The organism is Cyclobacterium salsum, assembly GCF_010119245.1.
GTDB lineage: Bacteria > Bacteroidota > Bacteroidia > Cytophagales > Cyclobacteriaceae > Cyclobacterium > Cyclobacterium salsum.
This window is the reverse complement of sequence record NZ_WNKG01000006.1, coordinates 232,677-258,350: the sequence shown is the minus strand read 5'-3', so window position 1 is coordinate 258,350 and position 25,674 is coordinate 232,677. Positions and strand designations below refer to the sequence as shown.

Annotated in this window: 24 protein-coding genes; 16 read left to right on the top strand and 8 right to left on the bottom strand. The window is 43.4% G+C overall.

Annotation, left to right across the window (positions count from 1 at the left end):
• Positions 1-11: 11 nt before the first annotated feature.
• On the bottom strand, positions 12-1,127 hold the full coding sequence (locus GJS45_RS12410; protein WP_162342163.1) for a putative type IX sorting system protein PorV2: 1,116 nt from the start codon (positions 1,125-1,127) through the stop codon (positions 12-14).
• A gap of 398 nt (positions 1,128-1,525) precedes the next feature.
• On the opposite strand from GJS45_RS12410, the gene GJS45_RS12405 reads away from it, so the two are divergent.
• The 12 genes from GJS45_RS12405 (at position 1,526) to GJS45_RS12350 (ending at position 13,234) form a co-directional block, all read left to right on the top strand.
• On the top strand, positions 1,526-1,861 hold the full coding sequence (locus GJS45_RS12405; RefSeq protein ID WP_162342162.1) for a PadR family transcriptional regulator: 336 nt from the start codon (positions 1,526-1,528) through the stop codon (positions 1,859-1,861).
• Positions 1,862-1,913: 52 nt separating this feature from the next.
• A complete protein-coding gene (locus GJS45_RS12400) occupies positions 1,914-3,809 on the top strand; it encodes a PspC domain-containing protein (RefSeq protein ID WP_162342161.1) in 1,896 nt (631 codons plus the stop codon).
• 56 nt (positions 3,810-3,865) lie between these two features.
• On the top strand, positions 3,866-5,266 hold the full coding sequence (locus GJS45_RS12395) for an MBL fold metallo-hydrolase RNA specificity domain-containing protein (RefSeq protein ID WP_162342160.1): 1,401 nt from the start codon (positions 3,866-3,868) through the stop codon (positions 5,264-5,266).
• Between the two features lie 57 nt (positions 5,267-5,323).
• The gene (locus GJS45_RS12390; protein WP_162342159.1) at positions 5,324-5,866 is read left to right on the top strand and encodes a prealbumin-like fold domain-containing protein; all 543 of its coding nucleotides are present in this window, start codon (positions 5,324-5,326) and stop codon (positions 5,864-5,866) included.
• A 132-nt stretch (positions 5,867-5,998) separates the two neighbouring features.
• Complete coding sequence (locus tag GJS45_RS12385) at positions 5,999-6,568, top strand: RNA polymerase sigma factor (protein ID WP_162342158.1); 570 nt, start codon at positions 5,999-6,001, stop codon at positions 6,566-6,568.
• Entirely contained in the window at positions 6,558-7,307 is a 750-nt protein-coding gene (locus GJS45_RS12380) for a hypothetical protein (RefSeq protein ID WP_162342157.1), read from the top strand. The genes GJS45_RS12385 and GJS45_RS12380 overlap by 11 nt, the downstream gene beginning before the upstream one ends.
• Positions 7,308-7,318: 11 nt before the next feature.
• A complete protein-coding gene (locus GJS45_RS12375) occupies positions 7,319-8,344 on the top strand; it encodes a hypothetical protein (RefSeq protein WP_162342156.1) in 1,026 nt (341 codons plus the stop codon).
• 17 nt (positions 8,345-8,361) lie between these two features.
• Positions 8,362-9,279: a DUF4097 family beta strand repeat-containing protein gene (locus tag GJS45_RS12370; protein WP_162342155.1), complete on the top strand. Its 918-nt coding sequence runs from the start codon at positions 8,362-8,364 to the stop codon at positions 9,277-9,279.
• A gap of 510 nt (positions 9,280-9,789) precedes the next feature.
• Entirely contained in the window at positions 9,790-11,496 is a 1,707-nt protein-coding gene (locus tag GJS45_RS12365; protein ID WP_162342154.1) for a sensor histidine kinase, read from the top strand.
• Positions 11,489-12,121, top strand: coding sequence for a response regulator (locus GJS45_RS12360; RefSeq protein ID WP_162342153.1), 633 nt, complete (start codon positions 11,489-11,491; stop codon positions 12,119-12,121). Before GJS45_RS12365 ends, GJS45_RS12360 begins: the two co-directional genes overlap by 8 nt.
• A gap of 146 nt (positions 12,122-12,267) precedes the next feature.
• Positions 12,268-12,567 (top strand): hypothetical protein, encoded by a 300-nt coding sequence (locus tag GJS45_RS12355; RefSeq protein ID WP_162342152.1) that lies wholly within the window; start codon positions 12,268-12,270, stop codon positions 12,565-12,567.
• Between the two features lie 343 nt (positions 12,568-12,910).
• Positions 12,911-13,234, top strand: coding sequence for a glyoxalase (locus tag GJS45_RS12350; RefSeq protein WP_162342151.1), 324 nt, complete (start codon positions 12,911-12,913; stop codon positions 13,232-13,234).
• Between the two features lie 169 nt (positions 13,235-13,403).
• On the opposite strand, the gene GJS45_RS12345 is transcribed toward GJS45_RS12350, so the two are convergent.
• Both GJS45_RS12345 and GJS45_RS12340 read right to left on the bottom strand, forming a co-directional pair.
• Positions 13,404-13,913, bottom strand: a complete 510-nt coding sequence (locus GJS45_RS12345; protein ID WP_235954734.1) for a hypothetical protein — start codon at positions 13,911-13,913, stop codon at positions 13,404-13,406.
• Positions 13,910-15,010 carry a ferredoxin--NADP reductase gene (locus GJS45_RS12340; protein WP_162342150.1) on the bottom strand — a complete coding sequence of 367 codons (1,101 nt, stop codon included), beginning with the start codon at positions 15,008-15,010 and terminating at the stop codon, positions 13,910-13,912. The genes GJS45_RS12345 and GJS45_RS12340 overlap by 4 nt, the downstream gene beginning before the upstream one ends.
• A 208-nt stretch (positions 15,011-15,218) precedes the next feature.
• Here GJS45_RS12340 and GJS45_RS12335 point away from each other — a divergent pair, with 208 nt between their 5' ends.
• From GJS45_RS12335 to GJS45_RS12325, 3 genes are all read left to right on the top strand, one after another.
• Positions 15,219-15,953 carry a DUF4397 domain-containing protein gene (locus GJS45_RS12335; protein ID WP_162342149.1) on the top strand — a complete coding sequence of 245 codons (735 nt, stop codon included), beginning with the start codon at positions 15,219-15,221 and terminating at the stop codon, positions 15,951-15,953.
• 135 nt (positions 15,954-16,088) lie between these two features.
• On the top strand, positions 16,089-17,432 hold the full coding sequence (purB, locus tag GJS45_RS12330) for an adenylosuccinate lyase (protein WP_162342148.1): 1,344 nt from the start codon (positions 16,089-16,091) through the stop codon (positions 17,430-17,432).
• A gap of 331 nt (positions 17,433-17,763) precedes the next feature.
• Positions 17,764-19,326 carry a SulP family inorganic anion transporter gene (locus GJS45_RS12325; protein WP_162342147.1) on the top strand — a complete coding sequence of 521 codons (1,563 nt, stop codon included), beginning with the start codon at positions 17,764-17,766 and terminating at the stop codon, positions 19,324-19,326.
• Between the two features lie 59 nt (positions 19,327-19,385).
• Here GJS45_RS12325 and GJS45_RS12320 read toward each other — a convergent pair whose 3' ends face one another.
• The 5 genes from GJS45_RS12320 to GJS45_RS12300 all read right to left on the bottom strand — a co-directional run bounded on the left by GJS45_RS12320 (position 19,386) and on the right by GJS45_RS12300 (position 23,723).
• Positions 19,386-21,443, bottom strand: coding sequence for an alginate lyase family protein (locus tag GJS45_RS12320; protein WP_162342146.1), 2,058 nt, complete (start codon positions 21,441-21,443; stop codon positions 19,386-19,388).
• Positions 21,444-21,515: 72 nt separating this feature from the next.
• Positions 21,516-22,061, bottom strand: coding sequence for a HEAT repeat domain-containing protein (locus GJS45_RS12315; RefSeq protein WP_162342145.1), 546 nt, complete (start codon positions 22,059-22,061; stop codon positions 21,516-21,518).
• Between the two features lie 117 nt (positions 22,062-22,178).
• The gene (locus tag GJS45_RS12310) at positions 22,179-22,364 is read right to left on the bottom strand and encodes an Arc family DNA binding domain-containing protein (RefSeq protein ID WP_162342144.1); all 186 of its coding nucleotides are present in this window, start codon (positions 22,362-22,364) and stop codon (positions 22,179-22,181) included.
• A gap of 4 nt (positions 22,365-22,368) precedes the next feature.
• Positions 22,369-22,872, bottom strand: a complete 504-nt coding sequence (locus GJS45_RS12305; protein ID WP_162342143.1) for a hypothetical protein — start codon at positions 22,870-22,872, stop codon at positions 22,369-22,371.
• 2 nt (positions 22,873-22,874) lie between these two features.
• Positions 22,875-23,723 (bottom strand): SPFH domain-containing protein, encoded by an 849-nt coding sequence (locus GJS45_RS12300; protein WP_162342142.1) that lies wholly within the window; start codon positions 23,721-23,723, stop codon positions 22,875-22,877.
• A gap of 483 nt (positions 23,724-24,206) precedes the next feature.
• On the opposite strand from GJS45_RS12300, the gene GJS45_RS12295 reads away from it, so the two are divergent.
• The gene (locus tag GJS45_RS12295; protein WP_162342141.1) at positions 24,207-25,436 is read left to right on the top strand and encodes an MFS transporter; all 1,230 of its coding nucleotides are present in this window, start codon (positions 24,207-24,209) and stop codon (positions 25,434-25,436) included.
• Positions 25,437-25,674 lie beyond the last annotated feature (238 nt).

The window sequence follows — 25,674 nt, the reverse complement described above, 5'->3', positions numbered from 1 at the left end:
TAATCAACAGCTTAATTGCTTTCCCAACCTCCATAAATCCTAAAATCCTCTTTTAACGGGTTCAACGAAACCTTTACACTAAAAACATGAGAGAAGGGCGTTTCTGAAACACTTCCTATATCGGTGAGCGCATAGTCTATCAATACCTTCTCGCTTACCCGAAATCCCAATCCAAAACCAGGCTGAAGGGAGGTGTATCGCGTGCCATCAAAATTTTCTAATCGTTGGAAATTACCCATCCCGATACGAAAATAGGCTGTTTCCTTGTAAGCCAGCTCCGCTCCAATTTTTGGATCCAGACTAAAAACATCACTTCCATAGAGCGCACGGCGTTTTCCATCAAATGAAAAATTCACATCCAGGACGGTAAGCAACTGCATGTCGGTATTCAGTCTAAAACTCTTTGCCACACTAAAAATCGCCCTGGGCAGGGTAAGTTCAATGCTATTTACCGGTACTTCATTCTGTGTTTGTGCATAAATTTCGCGAACCATCGCTGCATTATGGGACCAGGCGTTAAAGGTGGTGGTAATATCCCTTCCCATCAATCCAAATCTCCAGCCATTAAAAAGATAAATCACCCCGAAATCCAGTCCAAATCCCCAAGCCTTGGCAAATTTCCCAACATTACGGTGGATAATTTTAGTATTGAACCCCATTTTAAACCGATCACTCATGTCTCGGGCATAACTCAGAATCAAGGCATAGTCCGCTGCATTAAAGTACTGGATATTGTTGTAGTTTAATGCGCCATTTGCATCGTACAGGAATCGGGTATCCGGAATGTCATCCACACCGAACCGAACCAGAGACACTGCGATCTGATTGTCTTCCTGAATATTGGTGGTGTACGCGGCGTAGTCGTAGGAGGCTATTCCGGCGAAATATTCGGCATGCATTAGTGAAAATTCGTGTTCGTGGGCCACACCTATCAGCCCTGCCGGATTCCAGTATGCCGCGGTGACATCATTTACCGCCGCCACCTGAGCCCCTGCCATTCCCAGTGCCCGGGCTCCAATGCCTATATTCAAAAATTCATTGGAATACTTGGGTGCTATCCCCTGCGCACTAACAGATCCCCCCAGCACTAAACCGACCATCACATAAAAATATGCCCTGAAAACCATGAGTTTAAATAGTAATTATCCTGCAAAGTAAAAAGAAAAAACGATTCGAAATATGCTGAAATCGAAAAATTCTGCCGGAATTGACTTCCCATGTTCAAAAGTGAACAGTAAATTGTTCGATGAAGGGACGCTTTGTTTATGGGTAAAGCTTTTCTCCCTAAGCGGACATTTATTTATCGAATAGCACTCCCTGATTTTCGACGGGTCAATTCCGCATTTTAACCCTTATTTTAAGCGTCTTACAACAAATTAGCTCCAGTACAGCCACCAGGTACCGGGCAGAATAAGGTTATACATGGTACCTGATAAAAAACTGGTACTATTTTTCTTGGTACACCACTTTAGGAAGCCACTAGCAGAGGGGATTTCCAAAGAATATTTCTACTAATTGATTAATTATGAAAGCTTCAAACACCCAAACACAAATGCGGAAAGGAATTCTGGAGTTTTGTGTCCTACACATCATTGCCAGGGGGGAAGTCTATGCCACTGATTTGATAGAAGAATTGAAAAGTTCTCAACTGATCATCGTGGAGGGCACTTTGTATCCACTCCTAAGCCGAATAAAAAATTCCGGATTGGCTACTTATAAATGGGTAGAGTCCGATGCAGGACCACCAAGAAAGTATTATTCCCTAACTCCTGAGGGGACTGCCTTTTTGACGGAGCTTCAAAAAACCTGGGAAAACCTTGACACTTCGGTCAATCAAATCATTTCAACACCAAAAAACTAATTGTAGCATTCGGGTTATTACCTAATATTTCTTAACCTTAGAAGTAGAAATCATGAAAAAAACGATAAGCATAAATATTAGCGGCATTCTTTTCCACATAGAAGAGGATGGCTATACCTCCTTGAAAAGCTACCTGGATGCAATCAACCAGCATTTTTCCCTTTACGAGGACAATCAGGAAATCATTACGGACATAGAGAACCGCATCGCAGAAATTTTTCTCAGCAATCTAAAAAATAACAAACAGGTCATCACAGCTGAGAATGTTAGCAATTTGATTGAGAAAATGGGGACGATCGCTGATTTTAAAGCAGGCTCCCTGGATTTGGAGGAAGAGAAACCAGCGGATGAGGAAAACGATTTTTATAAATACATTACCCCCCCGGACCAAAAATCCGGTAAAGGCTATAAAAAATTAACCCGCCTGGCCAATTCCAAAATACTGGGTGGGGTTTGTGCAGGGTTTGCAAACTACCTCTCCATTGATCCATTGTGGACACGATTGATTACCATTTTACTACTTTTCAGTGGAGGCTTAAGTTTTCATTCCTTTCCATTTCCTTTCTTCTCAGATGGGTTTGGCCTCCATATGGCACTGGGCTGGTGGACACTGATTGCCTATATTCTTTTATGGGTGATCCTGCCGGTATCCTACGAGAAACCGGAAGACAAAAACATCAAAAAACTGTACCGTAATCCCGACGATCGGGTTTTGGGTGGGGTTGGTAGCGGTTTGGCAGCTTATTTTAATTTGGATGTCATTTGGATGCGCCTGGCTTTTGTGGGATTGATTTTTGCCGGGGGATCAGGATTTGTTCTGTATCTCATCCTCTGGATCATCACCCCGATGGCCAAGTCCATTACGGAAAGGATCGAAATGAAAGGTGGCGCCATCACGTTAAGTAATATTGAAACCACCATCCAGGAAAACCTATCTGCAGAAAACAGAAAGGAAGAATCCACTACCCGGAAGCTTGTCCTGGCACCATTTCGATTCCTCGGAATGATTATCAATGGAATAGGCAAAGCCTTGGGTCCCTTCGGCAGATTTATGTTGGAAGTGGTACGGGTAATTTTTGGACTGATTATTTTCTTTATCGGAATGCTGGTCCTGATCACCCCCTTGGCTTTCTTGGGCATCTATACGGAAATTATCACCAATGAAGGCTGGGGTTATGCATTAGACGGGTTTCCGGTAGATTCCCTGGCTGAGTTGCTTCCGTTCTGGCTTGCTATCGCCGCCTCCATAATCGTACTGATACCCAGTATCGTACTGGTATTACTCGGCATCAGTGTATTGATCAAAAAAAACCTTATAGATGGTCGTTTTGGTTTGGTGATATTTGGAATTTGGGTACTCAGTATTCTGGTCTGTGCCTTTCAGGCACCTAAAATCGTTGGCCAATTCAATTCAGAGGCCGTGCATACCCTGGATCAGACATTGGAAATCCCGGAAGGCAGCATGGTCTTCAAAGGAGAAGAATCGATTCTGGACACGAAAGACTGGGGCCAGGTCCGCCTTCAACTGCGAGGCCATGAAAAGGATGAAATAATTCTGGACCAACGGTTTTTCTCCAAAGGATCCAGCTATGAGGATGCCCTAGAAAATGCTACTTCGGTAAATTATACGTTGCGACAAACCGATTCACTGTTTGTATTTGGAAAAATGCTCACCTTCCCCGACAGGGCGAAATTTCGGATGCAGCAGTTGGAACAAACATTGTATTTACCCTATAACAAGCCCTTTATTATAGACCGGAGCCTACTTCCCATGCTAAAGAATACGTTAAGCAGGGACGGGTATAAATCACGGGATATTTCCGATACCCATTTCTGGGTATTTAACGAGGCCGGGTTGCTATGCCTGAATTGCATCAATGACCACAAGCAATCTCCGGCAGACAGCGTCTCCAGGAGTCAATTTCAGGATCGCTATTTTATGAAATAAATTTAGTATATCCATGGTTTTCCTTACATTGAGGTTGGCAAAAACAAGTTCCTGATATGGATATTAAAGTAAAATTTATGGGAGGAGCCGGTACTGTCACCGGCTCTCGCTTTTTATTGGAAATAGATGGCTTTAACCTTTTGATTGATTGTGGTCTCTTTCAAGGGCTGAAAGAATTACGGTTGCGAAACTGGGAGCCGTTTCCCGTGCACCCACCCAAGGTAGATGCCGTGCTGTTGACCCATGCCCACATTGACCATTCCGGTTACCTTCCCAAATTTATTAAGGAAGGGTTTCAGGGACCTATATACCTGACAGAAGCATCCCTGGAACTGGTAAAAATTCTATTAGTAGATGCCGGAAAATTACAAGAAGAAGAGGCCAAATTTGCAGCTAAAAAAGGGTATTCGAAACATCAAAAACCACTACCTCTCTTCACACAGGAAGATGCTGAAAAAGTGTTTCCGCTGCTACAGCCCATTGATTTCGAACAGGAAGTCAAAATCAACGAGCGAATTACCCTGACTGCCTACAATGCAGGGCATATTTTGGGAGCAGCCATCCTGAAGGTATTAATTAAGGGAGACAATCAAGAGAAAAGACTTATTTTCTCCGGCGATCTGGGCAGGTACCGCGATCCCATCCTCAATCCACCTGACGAAATTCCATTTGGAGATGTGCTGTTTTTGGAATCCACCTACGGTGACCGGTTAAATAACGCTTCCGATGTGGACAAGCGTCTGGGCAAAATCATCCGGGAAACGTACCAAAAAGGAGGCATTTCGCTCATCCCTTCCTTTGCTGTGGGACGGACACAGATGCTTCTGTTTTATTTGCATCGTCTGGAGGAAAAAGGATTGATTCCAGACATTCCCATCTATGTGGATAGCCCGATGGCTATTAATGTTACTGAATTATATAAAAAATTCAGCCATTACCATCACTTAGGGCCCTCGCTGGAAGAAAAAGGTGCCAATCCGTTTTTGCATAAAAATCTACACTATTACCGGGAACAGGAGGCCTCTATGAGCCTGAATCAACTCCGGGGAGATGCAATCATTATATCCGCCAGTGGCATGGCCACCGGCGGCAGAATTCTACATCACCTGTATCACCGGCTACCCAATGAAAACGACAGTGTTATTTTTGTGGGCTTTCAGCCCGAAGGCACCCGCGGACGGAAGTTACTGGATGGAGAAGATACCTGCCGGATATATGGCATCGATGTGCCGGTAAAAGCAGCCATTCATTTTATTGATGGCCTTTCGGCCCATGCGGATCAGGAAGAGCTTGTCAATTGGTGCGAGAATTTTATCTCCAAACCAAAATTCACGTTCCTGGTGCACGGGGAAAAGGAGGCTAGCGAAAAACTGGCCAGAATTTTGAATGACAAGTTTCAATGGAACACCATTTGTCCACATTATTTAGAATCCTTCGAACTATTTACCGGGATTTAGCTAAAATTTCAGCAAATACCTTACTTCATTTTTAACATTAATTAATACCAGGCATTCATGAAATCACTCCTCCACATTTTCCTGCTGAGTTTATTAGTTTCCTTTCTGATTTCCTCGTGTAAATCTTCCCGGAAAGCACCTCAGGCTTCCAAACAGACGGAAGCACAGCCCTCAGAAAAAGAAACTCCCAAAACCCCATCCACTCCTCCCGGCGAGGGAATACAGGGACACGTTTATTGGATAGATGGCAACCAAATGCCCCTAGCCACCGAATCTGAAGATGCCTCCCCTTCAGGGCCAAAAAAACAACCCGTCAAACGGACGATTAGAATTCACGAGCTGACTCATATCAATGAAGCCAGCCTGGGAGATTACCTTTTTGGAGACATCGAAACACCGCTCATTACAGAGATCGAAACGGATGAATCCGGCCATTTCCAGGTGAACCTTCCTCCGGGGAAATACTCATTGTTTACCATTGAGGAAAAGGGCTATTTCGCCAACGTATTCGATTTAGATAGTTTCATCCATCCGGTGACAGTAGAAAAAAACCAATGGGAAAAAACGGAAATTACGATCGATTACCGGGCAAGCTATTAAAACCAACCCACTGACATTCAGTATTTTTTAGACAACAACCATACCTGTATTTCCTTTTTTTTAAACTATTTTTAACTGGCCATGCAACCTTTTTCTAGCGGGATGCATCTGCCTAATTGTAAGCCATCAACCATGTCAGCCAATAATTTACGTAGGGAGGAAGAATTGATCGACGGTTGCCTGAAGGGAAACAGAAAATCCCAACGGCAATTGTACGAGCATTATTCCGGAAGCTTTCTTTCCATTTGCATGCGGTATGTGAAAAATCGGGAATTGGCGCAGGATGTATTGGTGGAAGGATTTATGAAAATATTTGAAAGCCTTTCTCAGTTTAAAGGTGAAGGAAGCTTTGAAGGGTGGATGAAGCGGGTGATCGTCACCCAGGCCTTGCTTACACTTAGAAAAAATAAAAAACTTGCCATGGAGGTTAACCTGGATGAGCCGGATCAGGGTTTCAGCATTGCTCCGGACCTAAACACACTGGAGGTGGAAGATTTATTACAGCTGGTAGCAGCCCTCCCTGTGGGATACCGAACGGTTTTTAACCTATATGCGATCGAAGGATATAGCCACAGGGAAATCTGCGAGATGCTGGACATCTCCGAAAACACCTCCAAATCCCAATTGAGTAGGGCACGGGCCATTCTTCAACAAAAAATTACAACGAATCAGATTAAAACGGTAAAACGAAATGGAAGATAAGAAAAAAAATGTGGATACCGTATTCCGAAATGCCCTGTCCGGACATCAAACGATTCCCGATGAGCAGGTATGGGAGCGCATCTCGGACAGGTTGGATAAAAGGAAAAAACCAATCTTCCTTCTTTGGAGCAGATGGGCTGCCGCGATCCTCTTACTCGTAGGCGTGGCAGGGGTATTCTATGTCATGGACACTTTCAAGGAAAGTGAGCGTCAAACGGTGGCTATTCAGGAACCGTTACCGGAAAAGTCCGCTTCGCCCTCCGGTCAAACAGCTGAGCAACCAGAAACGCCCGAAAAACCAAACAGTCAAACAGAGGCCGTTCCAAAAAAAGAAACCAATGAGGAAAAGGAAATAATCCCCCATCGTCAGGTACATCAGCAAGACCCGGTCGTTTCATCTCCTGCAGAAAACAACCCAAGAGAATTTTCCGAGCCGCTGGCGGTCGCCGCTACCAGAAAGCCGGAAATCATCGATCAACCAACAATCGACCTGAACAAGGAAGAACCTTTCCTTCTGCCGGAAACGCAGACGGAACAGGCTGGTGAGGATTATACCGTTAGGGTAGTCTCAAGAGGCTACGCCCTTCAGCCGGAGAAAGATAAGCTATTGGATGAATTGGAAACTAAAATCGGCGTGTTTTTCACCAGAGTGGATGAGGGTTTTGGTGAATTACAGGATGCAAAGAATACCATATTTGCCTCCCTGACTACTAGAAAAGATCGAAAAAACACAAAATAAAAATGGGAAATATGAAAAAGTACGTGATTGCCATGGTTTTCATGGCCTTGGTTCAGATGGCTTTCGGAAAGCCAATCCATACGGAAGAAAAACCGGTAAATGACAGCATTATTGTCGAATTCGGTAACTCCGGCAAAATGGTCTTTGTGATCGATAATCCGGATGATTTCGAGCGTTTGAAAAAAATGGATATCAATCAGATCATTAGGGAGCTGAATTTACCTGAAACCAAAAATGAGGGCGAGTTGACCGTGGTAGAAATCAGGCAAAAAGGCGGTCAAAAAGAAATCGTAAGCATATATGAGGATGTGGGAGAAACGGAAGTAACGGTAGGCCGGTACAAATTGATCGTCGATGAAACGGGCAGCCGTACGAAAGTCAAAGTGGAAACCATTCCAAAAGAAAAAAAGGATCCTCCCTTTCGTACCTACTTTAATACCGATATTGGCATCAACAGCTACATGGAATCGGGAACGATACCCGGTGCCGGTGCCGCCTACAGTCCCAAAGGCTGGGGCAGCTGGAACGTCGGATTTCACTGGATGGCCAGCCAAAAACTAAGTAAAGGAGCCTTCTGGGATTTCGGGTTGGGGGTAAGTTGGTACAATTTTAAACTGGACAATCCCCGCTACCAGGCCGTAGGATCAGAAGATGGGGTATCCTTTGTCAATCGAACCGATGTGAATGGTTTTAAAAGTAAGATTTCCGCCTCTTATCTCAATGCATTGACCCTTTTCAAATTTGATTTTGGAAAATACAATGACTCAGGAAGAGATGGCCTACGAATCGGAGTTGGCCCCTATGCTGGCTATCGTTTAGGTGGTCGCAGCAAATTTGTCTACCGCGAACTCAATGGGTCCGGAAGGAAAAAGGAAAAAGAACCGGCAGGAAGCTACCTGAATAATTTTCGCTACGGTATTCGGGCTGAGGTAGGGTTTAAAAGCGTCACCTTTTTCACCACCTATGATCTCAATCCTGTGTTTCACCAATCCCTTAGCCCTGATCTGAATCCCATTAGTTTCGGCCTTGTGTTTTAATTTAACCCCATTTAACTATGAAATTCTTATCGAAAACCTGGTTATTATCTTTCCTTTTAGTTGCCTTTGGAAGCCACTTTGCTCAATCTCAGGAATTGATTCAAAAATCCTTTACCGGAATACAAAAATTAGAAATTAGCTCCGGGGCCATCGCTATCGAATACGAAGGAGCAGAAGGAACGAATCAGATCCACCTAGAAGCACTTCTGGGCTCCAATGAAAATACCGACAAAACCCTGGTAATGGTAACCGTGGGCAATACCTTGAAAATTGCCTACAATCCTCCCAGGGGAAGCTGGAGTAATAAAAAATACATCCGGATAAAAGGACCTTCGGCAATCCAATTGGATGTCAATAACGGGTCTGGCTCATTGGCCGTATCTGGCGTTCGTGCCCCGATCACCCGGCTACAAGTGGGGTCCGGGCAGATCCATGGAAAGGAAATTAGCGGCGCAGTTATGGTCAAGGGAAGCTCGGGAAACATTCGCATGGAAAACATCGATGGCCATGTGGATTGCCAGATAACTTCAGGAAATGCCTTCTTAGAACAAATCAATGGAAATGTGGATTTCAAAGCTACCAGCGGCCAATTTAAAGCCTTTTCCGTGAATGGTATTCTAAATGCCCAACTCACCTCAGGTAACATGCGCCTGGACCAAATCGGAGAATTAGGGAAACTGGAAATCACCTCCGGAAACATCAAAGCCGATCGGGCCGGTTTGGGAAGCTACTCCTACTTTCACGGATCATCGGGCAACATACAGATTCACACTCCAAGCAATCTCCAGTCGTATAACTACGAACTTCAGGCCGGAAGTGGAAACATCCGGGTAGCGAATCATTCGCAATCCAAGTCGCTTTCCATCCAAAATGGGAATTTTCCCACTATAAAAGGGAAAATCAGTTCCGGGAACATTGCCATTCTTCCCCTTTAATCTTGTAGGCAGCTAATGGTCTCGTGTAGTTTATTTGACTAGTGCTGCATGGAACTGGTTTCGTTTGGCGGTCGTTAATCCGATGTGGGAAATTGGTTTCAGTTAAATGTCATCGGATATGAGCTGCACCTCGGCATTGGATATACAAGCTTCCTGAATGATTGAGTGCCTGCAATAACGTGCAAAACAGATTTGCCCTTTTCTGCAAATGCTTACGGGCTTTTACTCCTAACAATCTTTCAATTGGTCTGATGGGCAATCCGATAGTTGTACAACCTTTGCCCGAATGATGAGATGGAACACTATATTTACATTGGGATTAGTTAAGATGGCTTTCGTTATATTTCGCAGTTCACAAATAAGGGCTTGAATCTGGAGGGATTTTAAACGTTTAGTATTGACCTTTTGGTTTTTGAGGGACCTCCTTTGTTTAATGAGATATGAAGTGAAAATGTGGATAATTGCGGGACATTTTTATTTTTGGGTAAGGGGGAAAAAGTCTTGTAATAAATGAAGAGCATTAGGTCCTGGATAGTAGTGTTAATAAATTTACTGGTGATTCCGGTGGTGATTATTCTTTCTATTTTCTCCTATCGGGAATTTAAAAATGCGCTGGATGAACGGGTACTACTTCAGCTCACTTCCATCAAAAGCCTGAAAAGAATACAATTAGAGACGTTCCTTAAAAAAGAAATGAAGAATTTCTTTAATGGCAGTGGCGAAATTACTGAAATGAGTAGAGCAGACATTTTGGATAGTATTCCAATTAACGTCAATACTTCATGCCTACAAAGAAAGTTAAATTCAATTAATACGGTAGAAAGTCTAATTGATTTTTCCCCCTGTGCTTCAGATGGGGAGGTTATATTAGCTATGGTAAGAAAAATGGGGGATGAAATCAGGCAGATTAAATGGATAGATACCAATGCCATTCAGGAGATATTGCTGGAACGTACCGGAATGGGTCAAAGTGGGGAAACGTATTTAGTAGGCGATGACTATCGGATGAGATCTGTTTCGAGGTTTTTCCCACTTAAACCTCCCGGCCAAATTGTAGCCAGAACAAGTGGTGCAATACAGGCAATTTCAGGAGTGGACGGATATGGAATTTTTGATGATTATCGGGGCATACCTGTTTACAGTTCCTATGATAAATTAGGTATTCCCGATCTAGATTGGGCGATTTTATCCGAGATTGATGTGAAAGAAGTTACCATTCCGTTGTTAGAAATGAGGAATAAACTTGTTGGAATTTCGATTTTGGTCCTTCTTTTTGCCCTTGCCTTTTCATTCTTCATTTCTATAGTTTTAACGAAGCCTCTTTTGAAAATGAGGCTCTTCCTGAATAACATGACTAGAGGGAATTACGACTTCAAAATAGTCAATACCTATCCTACCATTGAAATAAACGAAATGTTTGTCGCTTTAGAGAAGCTACAAAAATCCATACAGGAGGCGATTCATTTTTCTTCAGAAATTGGGAATATGAATATGAACGCAGAGTACCAGTTGTCTGAAGAAGGTGATCTGCTGGGTAAATCATTGGTCGTCATGCAGGAAAAATTGATGGCCTATGAAATTGCCGCTAAGAAAAGTCGTTCGTTAGCCAAAAAATCGTTGATTGAGGGGCAGGAAAATGAACGGAAGCGATTATCCAAAGAGTTACATGACGGCCTTGGCCCTTTGCTCACCAGTCTAAAACTAATGGTTCAGACTTCCGGTTTATCCTCGCAGGATAAGAAAAAAATCAATACCCTTGTAGATGAGACCATAGATGAAATCCGTAGAATGACGTATAACCTGATGCCCTCCGCTCTGGTAGATTTTGGCGTAGGCAAAGCGCTTTCCAGTTTTATAGATGTTATTAAAAAATCAAGCGGCATTGAAATTATTTATGATGATTCCACTCTTGGAAATGCTGGAAAGCTAAGCCTTGACCTGGACATTTGCCTGTTTAGAGTCTGTCAGGAATTGATCAATAATTCTCTGAAGCACTCTAATGCTAACAAAATCACCATTTCATTGACAGAATTTAGTGATAAAATATCGCTATATTATGTTGATGACGGCATCGGGTTCAATATGGATAGCATAGCACCAGGTTCCGGGCTGAAAAATATTAAGGAAAGAATTGATGTCTTTGACGGATACCTCAAAATTAGAAGCGGAGAAAAAGGCACCGCTGTAGAAGTAGAAATACCTTTCGAAGATGAATAAAATAAAAATTGCCATCGTGGACGACCATCAGCTATTTAGAGATGGTATCCACTCACTCCTATCGAAGCATCAGGAATTTGAGATTGTCATTAGCGCAGAAGACGGCAAAGCTTTTTTGGAAAAACTTAACGAAGGAAATCACCCTGAGATCTTGTTACTTGACCTTACGATGCCGGAAATGAACGGATTTGAGGTACTTGAACGTTTGAAAAAAAAATACCCAAAAATCAAAACGATTGCGATTTCCATGCATGACGACGGCAACTACATTATGCAGGCCACTAGAGGTGGAGCCCATGGCTACCTTCTGAAAAATACAGATGAAGATGAATTACTAAAAGCGATATATACAGTGCTCAGTGGTAACAAATACTTCAACACGGAAATTTCACAGCGAATGATAAACATCATCTCTCTTGAGGGAGTCAGTCCAAAGAAACTATCGCCAAAAGAAATGGAAATCTTAGTGTTGATAGCTAAAGGACATACCACTAAGGAAATTGCACAAAAACTATTCATAAGTACCCGCACAGTAGAAACCCATCGAAACAACATGATGAAGAAACTTGAGGTTAAAAATACCCCTGAATTAATTAATAAGGCAGCTCAATTGAATCTAATCTGACACGATCCCTGGCATCCGTATAAATACGGATACTTTTACTCCGTTTTTATACTCAGAATAATTTACCGATTTTCTTAGAGTATCCATAGCGTACGTTTGGCGTTTATTATACTAAACAGGATAATTAAAAACTAAACGTAAAAAATATGAAAGGTTTAATAATCGCCGTAGCATTTATGACGGTTGTCTCTTTTAGCTATGCACAGGATAGGGGTGACCTTAAGGGACCTGCAGCCAAGAACTACAAGCCTTGGATGAAAAAAGATAAAGCAGAATCCAAGAAGATCTTCACGTTAGCAGGCCCGAAAAAGTTACAGGGACCAGCGGCAAAAAATAATAAGTCCTGGGAAAAAGATCAAATTACCTTCAAGGAAGTAAAACTTCAGGCTACCAAGCCAAAGGTAACAGGGCCAAAGGCAAAAAATGCCAAGCCCTGGAATAAATAAATAAATAAATAATCGTTTTTGATAGAAGCCTTGCTCTTTATACCGGCAAGGCTTTTTTATTTCCCTATTTTGGATGGATACCAGCTTCCTACGGATTATGGAAAAAAGTAGAATATATGGCATCTATACATCTTACAGCATAAAGAGGGATGGAGTTATCAGATTGAGTTTCAGGTTACGATTCTGAAAAAGTCAATTATAGAAAACCAGAACGAATGAAAAGGGCAGGCTGACTTTTTCATCATATTTAAACATCTCTATCACTTGGTTGGTTTTTCTTTTTATGGACAAAATTAAGAAGTATTCCCGACCAGCGATTCCTACGCTGGAATTTACAAAAGGGATGAGCGAAGAAGAAGTGTTTCAAAATGCTGTGATTCGCCCCGTTATCAAAATGTTGCATGACCTTCTATTGGCCTATTTTAAGCACTACTTGGTAACAAAAAAAATTGATTTTAGCCGGTTACCTGAAAGGGAGCAAACGGGCTTTATTGAAAATGCCTTTAATAAGGACACTGCCTTTAGACACGAATCCCGAGGTATGGTCATCGGTCACTTATCTCCAGAAGAATATTTATGTTATTCCACCATGCAGCATGAAATCAATAGGCGGATCAACACAATATTGAAAGAACGAATAAATAGCAACAGGGAAAGCCTAGTTTAACAAAAAGGAATGTTGATATCTCAGAAAAATTTCGGTTTTCATAATGAAAGAGGCGGTAATAACAGCCAAGATGCCCTTATTCTCTCAATGGGTACCAGCAATCCGGACTAGTGCTTTTACTAGAATCACGAATAAACACATCCCTGCCGAAACGGTGTTCAATTCCGTGCTAGTCATCCCGCTTATTGATCGCATATACCAAGTCGCGTTCCCCATTTTTCAACCGCAACGATGTTACGATTCTGTGGGGTGTCGGCTTTCCCAGGGAAATAAACATTAAATTTACCCCATACATAATCGTAAACCCTTGATTATCATATAAAAACAACCCGAAGGCCGTCAGGATACCGACCCAAAATAACTGCCAATACCTTAAAAAGGTGGCAGTTGCGTAACTTTTTACGCGGCTTTCCAGGTCGGCCCCGCTTTTTCTGACTTTGCTGATGCGTTTTTGGAAGGCCACCTTTTGCATCACCAGCAAGACGGTTACCAAACTTAACGTAACGTAATTAAGGAATTCGGGTAGCTCAGGAAGATCCAACGAAAGCGTGCTACTGGTAGCATACAGGTAGGCAAAGGAAAAGAAAGGCAAAGGAACAGCGATTAACAGCAGCACGTTTCGTTCCAATAACCTAAAATCTTTTTTCAGGCTTTTTAGGCGTTCGGTATTCTCTATCATTCGATGTTCACCTTCACTTCAGAATTTGCGGGCTTAGAAGAACAACAAAGAATGAATCCCTCTGCAATCTCTTTTTCGCTCAAGCCGGCATCTTCTATCATGGACACCTCTCCTGAAAGCAATTTACCCCGGCAGGCCGTGCATAGTCCACTTTGGCAGGAATAGGGCATGTCCAGTCCCTCTTCCAAACCTGCTTCCAGGATGGTTTTGCCCGGCTCCACGTCGAAAGCATGTTCTTCCCCTTCCAGAACGATTGTTACCGGCCGGCTCACTAGTTCCACCAACTCTTCATTGGGTTCACTTACTTCCTTTTCCAAGTAAAAACTCTCTGATAAAATGGTTTCCTCTGATGTACCCAGCTCCCGTAAAGTCGTTTTGGCAGTAGCCATCATCCCTTCCGGTCCGCAAACGAAAAATCGGGTTTCCATATCCCTAGACTCGATAAGGTTTGAAAAGAACAATTTTATCGTTTCTTTATCCATCCTGCCGCATGCCCCTCCCCAGGCAGGGCCGGGCTGGGACAATTGATGCCATACACGAAGCCTGCCCGGGTAGGCTTCTTGTAGCTTTTCGATCGCCTCTTTAAAAATAATCATTTCCTCAGAACGACTACAATACAGCAGATGCGTTTCTGAGTGGGGCTCATTCACCAATACGGATTTTAGGATACCCATGATGGGCGTAATACCACTACCTCCGGCTACCATTCCATACAGCCGCTTATTCTGGGAATGGTAATCCGAAACAAAATTACCTAGGGGTTTCATGACCGTTACCCGCTTTCCCGGATGAAAATGCTCGTTGATGTAGTTAGATACCAGTCCACCTTCCAGCCGTTTGACCGTAATACCGGGGAAGGGGTCTACGAATGGCGAGGTGCATAAGCTATAGGAACGTCTCTCCTGCTTTCCATCAATTTCTAAAAGGAGTGTCAGGAACTGCCCCGGTTTGTAGTCTAGAAAAGGCTCCGGCTGCTCGAAATATACCGTCACGGTATCTGGGGTTTCCCGGACGGTTTCCCGTATCCTTAATGTCAAATAATTATCTTCTTTCTTTTCAGATTCCGTTTTATTCTTTTTAAATAAATTAAACCGCATATGTATGTGGGATATAAATTTGAATGGTTTTCGCACTTAAAATTAACGTACCCGCTTTTCTTTACCTAAAACCAGCGGGTATTTTCATTATCCTAACCCGGGCTTTAAGCATATGGTTCTCATCTAACGAGAAAAATTTTTGCCAGGCATAGTCGCACTTTGCATGTATTTTTCGTAATGACATTAAATAACGAAACCAAACTATTATATGACAACCCAATTAATGCACTACATGAGAAAAATGAAATTTAAATGGCAGGGAGTCGCACTGCTTTTCGTCCTTCCGCTTATCTTTTCCTGTATGGATTTGGATAGTGAGTCCATAGGAAATACGCCTAGGGCCTATGTATCCTTCTATAATGGAACCACAGCCGGTCATGAAATAAAGATTGAAGTAGATGAGCGCGTCTATGATCGGAAGCATTTTGACTACGGGCATTTCATTGAATACTGGTACTTTTTCACCGGTGAAAGAAATTTTTCTTTCAAAGACCCGGCTTCGGATCAATCTCTTCTGGATACGGCTGTGACGCTGGAAGTGGAAAAAGCCTACTCTTTCTTTATGGCAGAGGAGGAAGGCGAGTTACAGACGCTTTTTATAGAGGACAGCCTGGGCATTCCGGCAACCGGTAATGCCCTGGTTCGCCTTGTTCATCTTTCCCCGGATAGTCCGGAAGTGAGCATTTACCAAAGAGATGAAGCCGATCCACTATTTCAGGAAAATGAATTCATGGAGATTACAGACTTTATAAATGTAACGCAGGGTGAAACAGACCTCATTATTATGTCAGCGGATGGAAACGAAGAGTGGGCCCGGCTGAACGATGTGTACTTGAGAGAAGGAAGGGTTTATACCCTTGTAATCAGAGGAAAAAACCAAGCTGAAAGCAACTCGGAAGACGGCCTACGGCTACAACTTATCCGCAATTATCCCAATTATTAACTACCCGTTTCAAATGAATTCGAAAAAGCTCCCTGATACAGGGGGCTTTTTTTATGCCAATAATATGAGACAGAACCGCTCCTTTTCAATAAAAGGAATTAATTTTGCACCTTAGTAAACCGACAAAGGATATCCATGGAACTTTCCCCACTTACTGCAATATCTTCGATTGACGGGCGGTATGCCTCAAAAACCAGCCCTTTAAGAGCCTATTTTTCCGAATTTGCCCTGATTCGGTATCGGGTAAAAGTGGAAATCGAATACTTTATCGCCCTATGTGAGTTGCCGTTACCTCAACTGGAAAGTGTAGATAAAAATAAATTCAGTGATATCCGTGAAATCGAAAGGAATTTTGATGAGAAGGATGCTCAAGTAATCAAAAACATCGAAAAAACGACCAATCATGACGTCAAGGCAGTAGAGTATTTCCTGAAAGATCGGTTTCAGTCCCTGGGGCTTGAGCATGTTTCGGAATTTATACATTTTGGCCTTACCTCCCAGGACATTAATAATACCGCCATCCCGATGATGTACAGAGATGGCATCCAAGAGATACTACTCCCTGCACTGGATCAGGTTATTAAACGGTTGATCAACCGATCGGAAGAGTGGGAAGCCGTTCCCATGCTGGCGAAAACCCACGGGCAACCGGCTTCGCCTACCCGGCTTGGTAAAGAATTGGAGGTTTTTGTCATCCGGCTACATGAGCAGCTTGGATTACTTCAGAAAGTCCCCTTTGCTGGAAAGTTTGGGGGAGCCACCGGGAACATGAACGCGCATTTCGTTGCCTACCCGCAGATTGACTGGAAAGAATTTGCCGATGCTTTTGTTAACGGAAAATTAGGATTGAAAAGAAGCTTCCCCACAACTCAAATCGAGCACTACGACCATCTGGCAGCACATATGGATGGGTTGAAACGAATGAATACCATTCTGCTTGATTTTAGCCGGGATATATGGCAGTACGTAGCGATGAATTATTTCAAGCAAAAAATCAAAGCAGGTGAAGTGGGCTCTTCTGCTATGCCTCATAAGGTAAACCCCATTGATTTTGAAAATGCCGAAGGAAATCTGGGAATTGCCAATGCCCTCCTGGAACACCTGGCTGCTAAATTACCTGTCAGCCGCTTGCAACGTGACCTGACCGATAGTACCGTGCTCCGGGTGCTTGGTGTGCCCCTGGCGCACATGCTGATCTCCTATGTTTCCCTGGAAAAAGGAATAGATAAGCTGGAATTGAATCAGTCCGCCATTAACAAAGACCTGGAAGATAACTGGGCGGTGGTCGCCGAAGCCATCCAGACAATTTTAAGAAGAGAAGGGTACCCGAAACCTTACGAAGCACTCAAATCGTTAACGCGCACCAACCAGGCCATTACGAAACAGGCCATAAGTGAATTTATCAATACCCTGGAGGTCTCCCCTGAAATTAAAAATGAATTGAAAACGATCAGTCCGTTCACCTATACCGGGATATGATTCATTCTAAAAAGGAGGGATTTCATCCTGTAAAACTTGACTTTAATTTTTTAAACATGGAATTTTATTTACACGGCAAGAAAAAGGCTATAAGTGCCGCAGTTTAATAAGGATGTTAAGTTGAAATCCAGTAGGCTTTTCAGCGAAAACCGGAGGTTTCTTTCTTAATTACAATGCTAATTGAACCCTTTTGCATTAAATTTGCTTATGTAAATCATAATAAAAATTTTCTTTAAATCGATTAAATTTAGTTCTCCTGTTGGGACCGAAATGTTTACTTTAAAAAGAACTGGATTAAAACTAACCCATTAAAACTAAAAAACTAACCACCATGTCGAATAAAAACGGAATTTTTTCAAATCTAAGTTCGGATTTACCTGCGGGTCTCGTCGTTTTTTTGGTGGCCTTGCCACTGTGTTTAGGGATTGCCCTTTCTTCTGGAGCTCCTTTGTTTTCTGGAGTAATTGCCGGAATCGTTGGCGGAATCGTGGTAGGTGCGCTATCGGGTTCGCATACGGCCGTTTCCGGACCTGCTGCTGGATTGACCGTTATTGTATTGAACGCCATTGAGGATTTGCAGGCATACGAACTTTTTCTTACCGCCCTGGTAATTGCTGGGATCATCCAGCTGGTTCTCGGATTTATCAAAGCAGGAGTGATTGGCTATTATTTCCCTACTTCGGTGATCAAAGGAATGCTTGCCGGCATAGGTATCATATTGATTATAAAACAATTACCTTTTGTTTTCGGTACTAATTCTAGCGAGTTGGTAGAAGACTTCATTCCGCTGGTAAATGATTTTGAAGCTGTCCTCGCCTTGCAATCTCTAATGAGTACACTTGAAATGGGGGCGATTATTATCGCTGTGTTTTCGTTGGCTATTTTGATTTTTTGGGAAAAGCCTATAGTAAAAAACCATCGTTTTTTACAATTTATTCCGGGTCCTTTACTAGCCGTTTTATTAAGTATTGGAATTAATAAGTTTTTCAAATTTGTAATTCCTGATTTGTACATAGGGACAGAAAATAAAGTGACCTTACCCGAAATTACCGGTTTTTCCAGTCTGGGCGATCATTTGTTCTTCCCCGACTTTTCTGGGGTATTTAACCCAGATGTTTGGGTTGTGGCCATAACCATTGCTATTATTGCCAGTTTGGAAACACTATTGAGTCTGGAAGCAGCCGATAAAATTGATCCTCAGAAACGAGTATCGCCTCCAAACCGGGAACTACTCGCCCAGGGAGCTGGAAACATGGTCAACGGACTGGTGGGTGGAATGCCAATCACCGCCGTCATTGTAAGAAGTTCCGCCAATATCAATTCCGGCGGCAAGTCTAAAATGTCGGCCATTTTTCACGGAGTATTGCTACTTCTCAGTGTCTTTTTGATTCCTAACCTATTGAATTTGATCCCCCTGGCGAGTTTGGCAGCTATTTTATTAGTGATTGGGTACAAACTAGCCAAAATTTCCCTTTTCAAGTCCATGTACAAGTTGGGATGGGATCAATTTTTACCTTTTTTGATCACTGTTTTAGGTATCATTTTCTTCGATCTCCTCAAAGGTATCGGAATGGGAATGATCGTCGGTATTGTCTATATCCTGATGAGAAACTATAAAAACTCCCACTTCTTCAAAGATTCCCGACAAGACGACGAGGACATCGTTCACATCATTCTTGCGGAAGAGGTAAGTTTTCTGAATAAAGGCTCCCTTATCAAGACGCTCAAGCATGTAGGGGACAATAAAAGAGTGATTATTGACGGGACAAATTCAAAAATCATCGATTACGATGTGATCGAAGTCATCAGGGACTTCCAAATCAATGCCAAAGAAAGAAACATTACCGTGGAAATCATTAACATTGATAAGGAAAACATGCCCGTTGCCAACTAACTGGGTCAACATTAAAAAAATAGAAAGCCTCTTCTTAATGTCCAAGAAGAGGCTTTTTTTTATTTGATTTTGGTAAGCTTTACATGGCTACTATCCAGAAAGGGAATAACCAGGTGCCAAATTTCCTCTTCAAGCTGCACTTCCAGCTCAATTTGCTGGTCATTTTCAGATAAAACTTTAACCTGATGCTCCCCCACTAAATCGCTTTCCCCCGGAACCAATAGCCAAACCAACGTCTGATTATGGTCCAGACTGCCTTCAAAAAGAGTCGCTGCATTGGCTTCGTATAAGTTGTACTCGGGGCTGTACCATCCTTGTATTTCCGGAGCCTCCTGGCCCTGGATAACGGATACGTCAAAAACAGCGGGGCTAACCAAGGATAGGGATAACGCTCCCTCAGGCAGCATTCCGATTACTTGCTGTTCATTTACCGATGCCTTCACATCGGGATGCCAATGCCATAAAGCCTGTATTTCTCTGCGCCGATCTGTCAGAACCCTGTCTGCTACGATCCAGAAACGACCTCGAACGTACAACAAACTACGAATATGGCGGGCCTCTCCTTCCAAATCATCAAACCGATCAAAAGACTGGGAGGCAAAATCATAGGCGTCGGTAATTGTTACAAATTTTTCACCTAAGGCTTCGGTAGCATGGGTAGGGCCTGATGACTGGCTTTTTCCATCGATCAATAGGACGTTATGGCCCCGACTACTTCGGGCATAGGGTCGGAATTTTTCCGCTACGGCACCCGTGTAGGCAAACCGGCCCGCATCGACCAGGAAATCCTTTCCGAATGCAGCTACCGAAAGATGCAATTTATCGTTGTGCTGGTGTCCGCTTCCCCAAGGGCCCATATCAAAGAATGACCAGTGGTCCAGCGAATCAAATCCGCTTCGGCTGATCAGCTGTCCCGCCCAGGGGAAAAAATACGAGGGTCCATCCGAGGGCCTACTTCCTTCCCTCCCATTACTGGCGATAAATGCCCATTCGGGCTTGTTGAATTTTTCTGCCCCTTCCAGAATCAGGCTCCGGTCACTGCCCCGATCTCCATCATTATTTAAGATCCGGTGTCCATCCGGTCTTACCGCCCGGGCAATGTACCCGTACATGCTTTCAATCGTCTGGGTAAAAAAGGAGGGGAGGGTTCTATCTGCTTCCTCACAAATGGTTTGGAACAGTTCAAAATTATGTAAGGACACATTGTGATAGTGGGAGGCAAGCTCTGTCTGCACGCCATCGGGATAAACCTGGTCCCGCATACTCTCGGTCATGGCTGCTATCGCATAATCCAGCCAGGCATCTGATTCCCGGAATTCAGGAAAGTAAGCAGCAATAGTGGCCAATGCGGATATTTCCATGGTCAACCAGTTGTTTCCTCCATGAAAATTTCGGCTGTAATGTGCATGATCCGGCAAACTACTAAGCATCAACAAACGGGTGGCTGGGGAGAGGTATTCGTTCTGCAACATGCCATAGAAAACCCTGGTCCAGACTTTGGCCCTGGCGGCCACTTCCAACCCACGCCAAATGGACTCCGAACCTTTCTCTGCCGGGTAAGGCATGCTTTTCAAAATAAAATCACGTAAAAATAAGTCCAGGTATTCGGCATATTTTGGATTACCGGTTTCAAAATAAGCGTTCATGACTACCATCAACTGGCTATGCCTGTTGGATAACCAGGCCCACTCCCGGTCGTTGTTGGGGCCTTTGTAATACCAGTCCCGATGACCGTCCGGAAGAATGGGCACCTCACCTTTGACATTTTGAATGGTAAAAACATTTTTCAAAATGGTGTCCGCTTCAGCAATGGTTTTCTCGGTAATCATGGGCACCGGCTTGCGGAAAGATTCAGCCTGGTCGGTGGATTGATAATATTCAAGCAGTTCCTCCGCCGCCACTACCCAATTTCCCCTTTCGCTGGCTTGTTTTACGTTAGCAAGCCCGGAGAGCTCCAGGTCCAGGTGCGCAAAAAGCCCTTGCACCGTCTCAGGATGGGCTTGATAGAGATCTTCCACTGTAATCAGCTCCTTCCAGTTCTTCTGGGCAGAACTAATGCCCACTTGAAAAACAAAAACAATCAGACTCAAACAAATTCTTACAACATAGCGACTCATGATACGGGTTAGTTATTTAGTTATATTGGGTTCCATTTTCAATTAGGACTATTCATTTACCTGAAAAGCAATCTATTCCTCTTCAAACAATTCATTCAATTCGTTCAAAATGGTTTGGGCTTCCTCTTTCTTCAATTCGTACGCATCATCCTCTTTTCGAGGGTTATTTAGGAAATGCTGCCAGTGCTTTTCTGCTTTCTTCAAGGTGCGGGGACTGATCGCAAATTCCTCGTAATCCAGATGTACTTTTGCCAATGCAGATGCTTTAAAGTTGCCGAAGAGAAAAATTCGAAATAAATCGACAAACTTCTCAGTCAAATCAAATTGCTCCAGCAGCGACACGAGTGCGCCATTTTGGCTTGAATTCGAAGGTTTATGGATCACATCCAGGAGGGCATCCAACGACTTATCTCTATCTTCCTCCAACATGCCCAGCGTTTTGGCAGCTAAAAACGCCTCCTCCATATTTCCCTGGTGCAACACACCGACCAACTGACGATGCACTTCGGGGCCGCCCATGCGAGCCAAATGTTCCGCATAGCGAAGGGGCTCTTCTTCCGTCTCATCGAAAAGTTTGGCCATCAAAGCGTTTATTTTTTCTTCTTCCGTTGTATTCATCGTCTCTTTTTCGTCTGCCTTCCGGTCCCAGCCCGGAAATGGTTCCTTTCAAATGTACTTAAAAATAATAGTAGCAAGCAACTATTGGAAAATGAGAACTCCTTCAGGTACCTAAAATCAATCGCTACCATTATTATCCTCCGTTGATTTTCTTCCGGGTAGCCTGCCCGCCTTTTTCAAGGCATCGTGGATTAACCATTCCAATTGACCATTGGTACTTCTAAATTCATCGGATGCCCACTTTTCAACGGCTTTCATCAGCCTTTCATCTATCCTTAGGGCAAAGGGTTTCTTCTGCGCCATAATCTTACGTTCCTACTTTCCATTCTTCCCATGCAGCCATCAATTCTTTTGGCCTGCGTGTGCTTAGTACAAACCGGCTGTCCTTTAGGTAAATCCGCACCGCATTCCCGGAGCTAAATACATAGCGCCATTCGCCATTCCAGCCTCTTCGTATTCCGATGCTCCATCCCAATAATCCGAAGCCCCCAAAGGACCCGAATGATCGGGTAGTAAGCAATTGGATGTCTTTCACCTCCTCCCAGGGATACTTTTTCCAAGTATTTACAAAAGGAGGACTCCTAAAACGGAATCCAGTAGCATCCATTCGTGTCTCCAACCGCATGCTTAAAAACAATACTAACAAGCCCCCGGTCACCAGGAGAACGATCCCAAAACTTATCCAGCCTTGTACGGGCTGCTCAGTGGAAAAACCTCCTGCCAATCCCAACATACCCACAAGGAGCTGCAGCACCAAAACCACTGGGATCAGCCATGTTTTTTTTAAGGGCTGACTTTCCTTGTATACCATCCTTATGGGTTTAGCGTGCCCACATTTACGACTGGACTGGCGTTCTTGTCCGAACAAAGCACCACCATCAGATTACTCACCATGGCTGCTTTTTTCTCATCTTCGAAATCAATGATACCTTTAATTTTCAGGTCTTCCAGGGCCATTTCCACCATCCCAACGGCTCCATCCACAATCATCCTTCTGGCAGCGACAATGGCCGTGGCCTGCTGCCGCTGAAGCATGGCTGAGGCAATTTCCGAAGAATAGGCCAAATGAGAAATCCGGGCCTCAATGACTTTTATCCCTGCATGTTGCAGGCGGTCACTGATCTCGTCTTCCAGGGATTTATTTACATCTTCCACCCCGGAGCGCAGGGTCACCTCCGCATGCTCGTCCTCAAAATTGTCATAGGGATACGTACCGGCCATCTTACGAACAGCCGCATCGGCCTGCAAGTGTACAAAATTTTCATAATCATCTACGTCAAAAGAAGCCTTAAAGGTATCTTCCACCTGCCAAACCACGATGGTGCCTACCATTACCGGGTTACCAATCTTGTCATTTACTTTCAGGGGCTTATTCTCAAAATTCCTGACTCGCAACGAAATTTTCTTTTTGGTCATGAACGGATTCACCCAAAAAAAACCATCTGCCTTCACCGTACCCTTGTAGGATCCGAAAAGCAATAATACCATGGCTTTGTTGGGTTCTACAATAAAAAATCCGGGAAGGACCAGAAAGAAAGCCAGGGCCGCCGGTAGGGCCAAAAGAAAAGCCTTCGCAGAAAAGCCAAAAATGGCCAGTACTAAAATACCGAGGGCCACCAGAAGCATCAGGTAGCCAGAGAGGGGTTTGATCGTTTTTTCCATATTAGTATAGCATTAAAATGATATCATTTCAATATACGAATTGTTTTAATAATTTGTTTAATCAGGCATATTTTTTCTCAAAAATAGCAGTAGATGGCGAAAAGAATCGCACTGCTTCACGAGTGCGTTCTTTTGCCAGGCAGGGCAATAGGTACAAAAAAGTAGGGATAAATTGCCATCTTTCAGGTCTTGATGTATATCCTACATAGCCAAGATCCATACAGATAGGTTCCTACAAGTGCCGATAAAAATGGCAAGGTACACCTATATGATCCATGAAAGACTGTAAAGGAACCTGGGCACGAGAATGATACCGAAGAACTCACGAGCGTCATTCCCCAAATAATAATACCTGCCCTTATCAAAAAATTGGCGATAATTCTAAAAAAAAGGCAAAAGGTAAAATCAATTTTTTTTATATTGTCCGAATATTTTGAACAATCATCCGAAAACAACATTTAAAAACTTCTAAACCCAAACTCAATGAACGAAAACATTAACAAAAGCGCACTCTTTAACGGAAGCTGTTTTGCGCTGATCACCACCGCCTTTACCTTTAGTATCCGGGCGGGGATCTTACCGCAGCTTGGAGACGAATTTGGCCTGAGTGCCGCCCAACTTGGGTTTATCAACTCCATGTGGTTTCTGGGATTCCCCATTTCCATGATCATTGGAGGAATTGTCTACCATTCTTTTGGTGCAAAAAACATTATGCGGGTAGCTTTTGTAGCCCACACGCTGGGTATCTTGCTTACCATTTATGCGGGAGGCTACACCACCCTGCTGATCTCCACACTCTTTATCGGTTTTGGTAACGGTTGTACGGAAGCTGCCTGTAACCCCATGATTGCAGACATGTATTCCGGTGTAAAAATGAACAAAATGCTAAACCGGTTCCACATGTGGTTTCCCGGAGGCATCATGCTGGGTGCCATCATTTCAAATGTGATGACCACCATGAATCTGGGATGGGAGGCACAAATGTGGATTACGATGGTTCCGACCGTGATCTACGCAGCCTTATTTTATGGAAAAGCGTTTCCAAAAGCAAAAGTGGAAGGTGCCACCTCTCTTGGTAATAACTTCAAAGCTTTATTCAGTCCGGTTTTTCTTTTCCTTTTCGTTTGTATGTCCCTCACTGCCATTTCCGAATTTGGTCCGCAACAGTGGGTAAATATTGTATTGGCTAACAGCGGCGCAAATGCCATGATTATTCTGGCACTAACCACCGGAGTAATGGCGGTCGCCCGATTCTTTGCTGGTCCGGTAGTTGAAAAACTAGGTCAAACCGGTGTATTATTGGCAGGTTCTATCCTTGCAGCGATAGGCATCTACCTTTTCAGTATGGTTACCGGTGGAATCGCCTACTTTGTTGCTATCATATTTGCTTTAGGGGTCGCTTACTTCTGGCCAGTGATGGTAGGTGCGGTAGCTCAACGAGTACCCTTAAGTGGTGCTTTAGGGATGTCCATTATTGGAGGAATTGGCATGTTTTCCACAGCCATATGGCAACCAATCATTGGAGGATGGATCGATAGCTCCAGAGAAGAAATGCGGGCCGAAGGATTTTCTGGTGATGAACTGGAACTGATGGCAGGGCAAGCTACCCTTCAAAACATGGCGTTATTCCCTGTCATTTTGATTGTATTATTTACCATTTTCTTCTTCTGGCAAAGGAATATCAAAAAGACAGAAATGGTTAGCCCTGTGTAAGGACAAATTGACCAATCAGGTTATAAAAAGAGCTAGCATCTTCGGAAGCTGGCTCTTTTTTTATTTCAGGTATGTAGGTGTAGCCGGAACCCCTCTATTTTTTTTGTGTTTCAAATACCAAAATATGCTTTTTACTATCCTGCTTGAATTTTAAATCCGTACGATGGCATCAATAAGATTTTTCAGTTAAATTTAGTAACCGATTAATCAGTTGGTAAACAGCCATTTTGTATAATTT

Excerpts from the sequence above, each read along its gene's own strand:
- GJS45_RS12410 (WP_162342163.1), bottom strand. The coding sequence starts at position 1,127 with ATGGTTTTCAGGGCATATTTTTATGTGATGGTCGGTTTAGTGCTGGGG.
- GJS45_RS12300 (WP_162342142.1), bottom strand. The coding sequence starts at position 23,723 with ATGGAAAAAACGATCAAACCCCTCTCTGGCTACCTGATGCTTCTGGTG.
- GJS45_RS12385 (WP_162342158.1), top strand. The coding sequence starts at position 5,999 with ATGTCAGCCAATAATTTACGTAGGGAGGAAGAATTGATCGACGGTTGC.
- GJS45_RS12370 (WP_162342155.1), top strand. The coding sequence starts at position 8,362 with ATGAAATTCTTATCGAAAACCTGGTTATTATCTTTCCTTTTAGTTGCC.
- GJS45_RS12325 (WP_162342147.1), top strand. The coding sequence starts at position 17,764 with ATGTCGAATAAAAACGGAATTTTTTCAAATCTAAGTTCGGATTTACCT.
- GJS45_RS12305 (WP_162342143.1), bottom strand. The coding sequence starts at position 22,872 with ATGGTATACAAGGAAAGTCAGCCCTTAAAAAAAACATGGCTGATCCCA.
- GJS45_RS12345 (WP_235954734.1), bottom strand. The coding sequence starts at position 13,913 with ATGATAGAGAATACCGAACGCCTAAAAAGCCTGAAAAAAGATTTTAGG.
- GJS45_RS12390 (WP_162342159.1), top strand. The coding sequence starts at position 5,324 with ATGAAATCACTCCTCCACATTTTCCTGCTGAGTTTATTAGTTTCCTTT.
- GJS45_RS12355 (WP_162342152.1), top strand. The coding sequence starts at position 12,268 with ATGAAAGGTTTAATAATCGCCGTAGCATTTATGACGGTTGTCTCTTTT.
- GJS45_RS12365 (WP_162342154.1), top strand. The coding sequence starts at position 9,790 with ATGAAGAGCATTAGGTCCTGGATAGTAGTGTTAATAAATTTACTGGTG.
- GJS45_RS12350 (WP_162342151.1), top strand. The coding sequence starts at position 12,911 with ATGAGCGAAGAAGAAGTGTTTCAAAATGCTGTGATTCGCCCCGTTATC.
- GJS45_RS12405 (WP_162342162.1), top strand. The coding sequence starts at position 1,526 with ATGAAAGCTTCAAACACCCAAACACAAATGCGGAAAGGAATTCTGGAG.
- GJS45_RS12400 (WP_162342161.1), top strand. The coding sequence starts at position 1,914 with ATGAAAAAAACGATAAGCATAAATATTAGCGGCATTCTTTTCCACATA.
- GJS45_RS12380 (WP_162342157.1), top strand. The coding sequence starts at position 6,558 with ATGGAAGATAAGAAAAAAAATGTGGATACCGTATTCCGAAATGCCCTG.
- GJS45_RS12375 (WP_162342156.1), top strand. The coding sequence starts at position 7,319 with ATGAAAAAGTACGTGATTGCCATGGTTTTCATGGCCTTGGTTCAGATG.
- GJS45_RS12320 (WP_162342146.1), bottom strand. The coding sequence starts at position 21,443 with ATGAGTCGCTATGTTGTAAGAATTTGTTTGAGTCTGATTGTTTTTGTT.
- GJS45_RS12395 (WP_162342160.1), top strand. The coding sequence starts at position 3,866 with ATGGATATTAAAGTAAAATTTATGGGAGGAGCCGGTACTGTCACCGGC.
- GJS45_RS12295 (WP_162342141.1), top strand. The coding sequence starts at position 24,207 with ATGAACGAAAACATTAACAAAAGCGCACTCTTTAACGGAAGCTGTTTT.
- GJS45_RS12310 (WP_162342144.1), bottom strand. The coding sequence starts at position 22,364 with ATGGCGCAGAAGAAACCCTTTGCCCTAAGGATAGATGAAAGGCTGATG.
- GJS45_RS12340 (WP_162342150.1), bottom strand. The coding sequence starts at position 15,010 with ATGCGGTTTAATTTATTTAAAAAGAATAAAACGGAATCTGAAAAGAAA.
- GJS45_RS12315 (WP_162342145.1), bottom strand. The coding sequence starts at position 22,061 with ATGAATACAACGGAAGAAGAAAAAATAAACGCTTTGATGGCCAAACTT.
- GJS45_RS12360 (WP_162342153.1), top strand. The coding sequence starts at position 11,489 with ATGAATAAAATAAAAATTGCCATCGTGGACGACCATCAGCTATTTAGA.
- GJS45_RS12335 (WP_162342149.1), top strand. The coding sequence starts at position 15,219 with ATGACAACCCAATTAATGCACTACATGAGAAAAATGAAATTTAAATGG.
- purB (WP_162342148.1), top strand. The coding sequence starts at position 16,089 with ATGGAACTTTCCCCACTTACTGCAATATCTTCGATTGACGGGCGGTAT.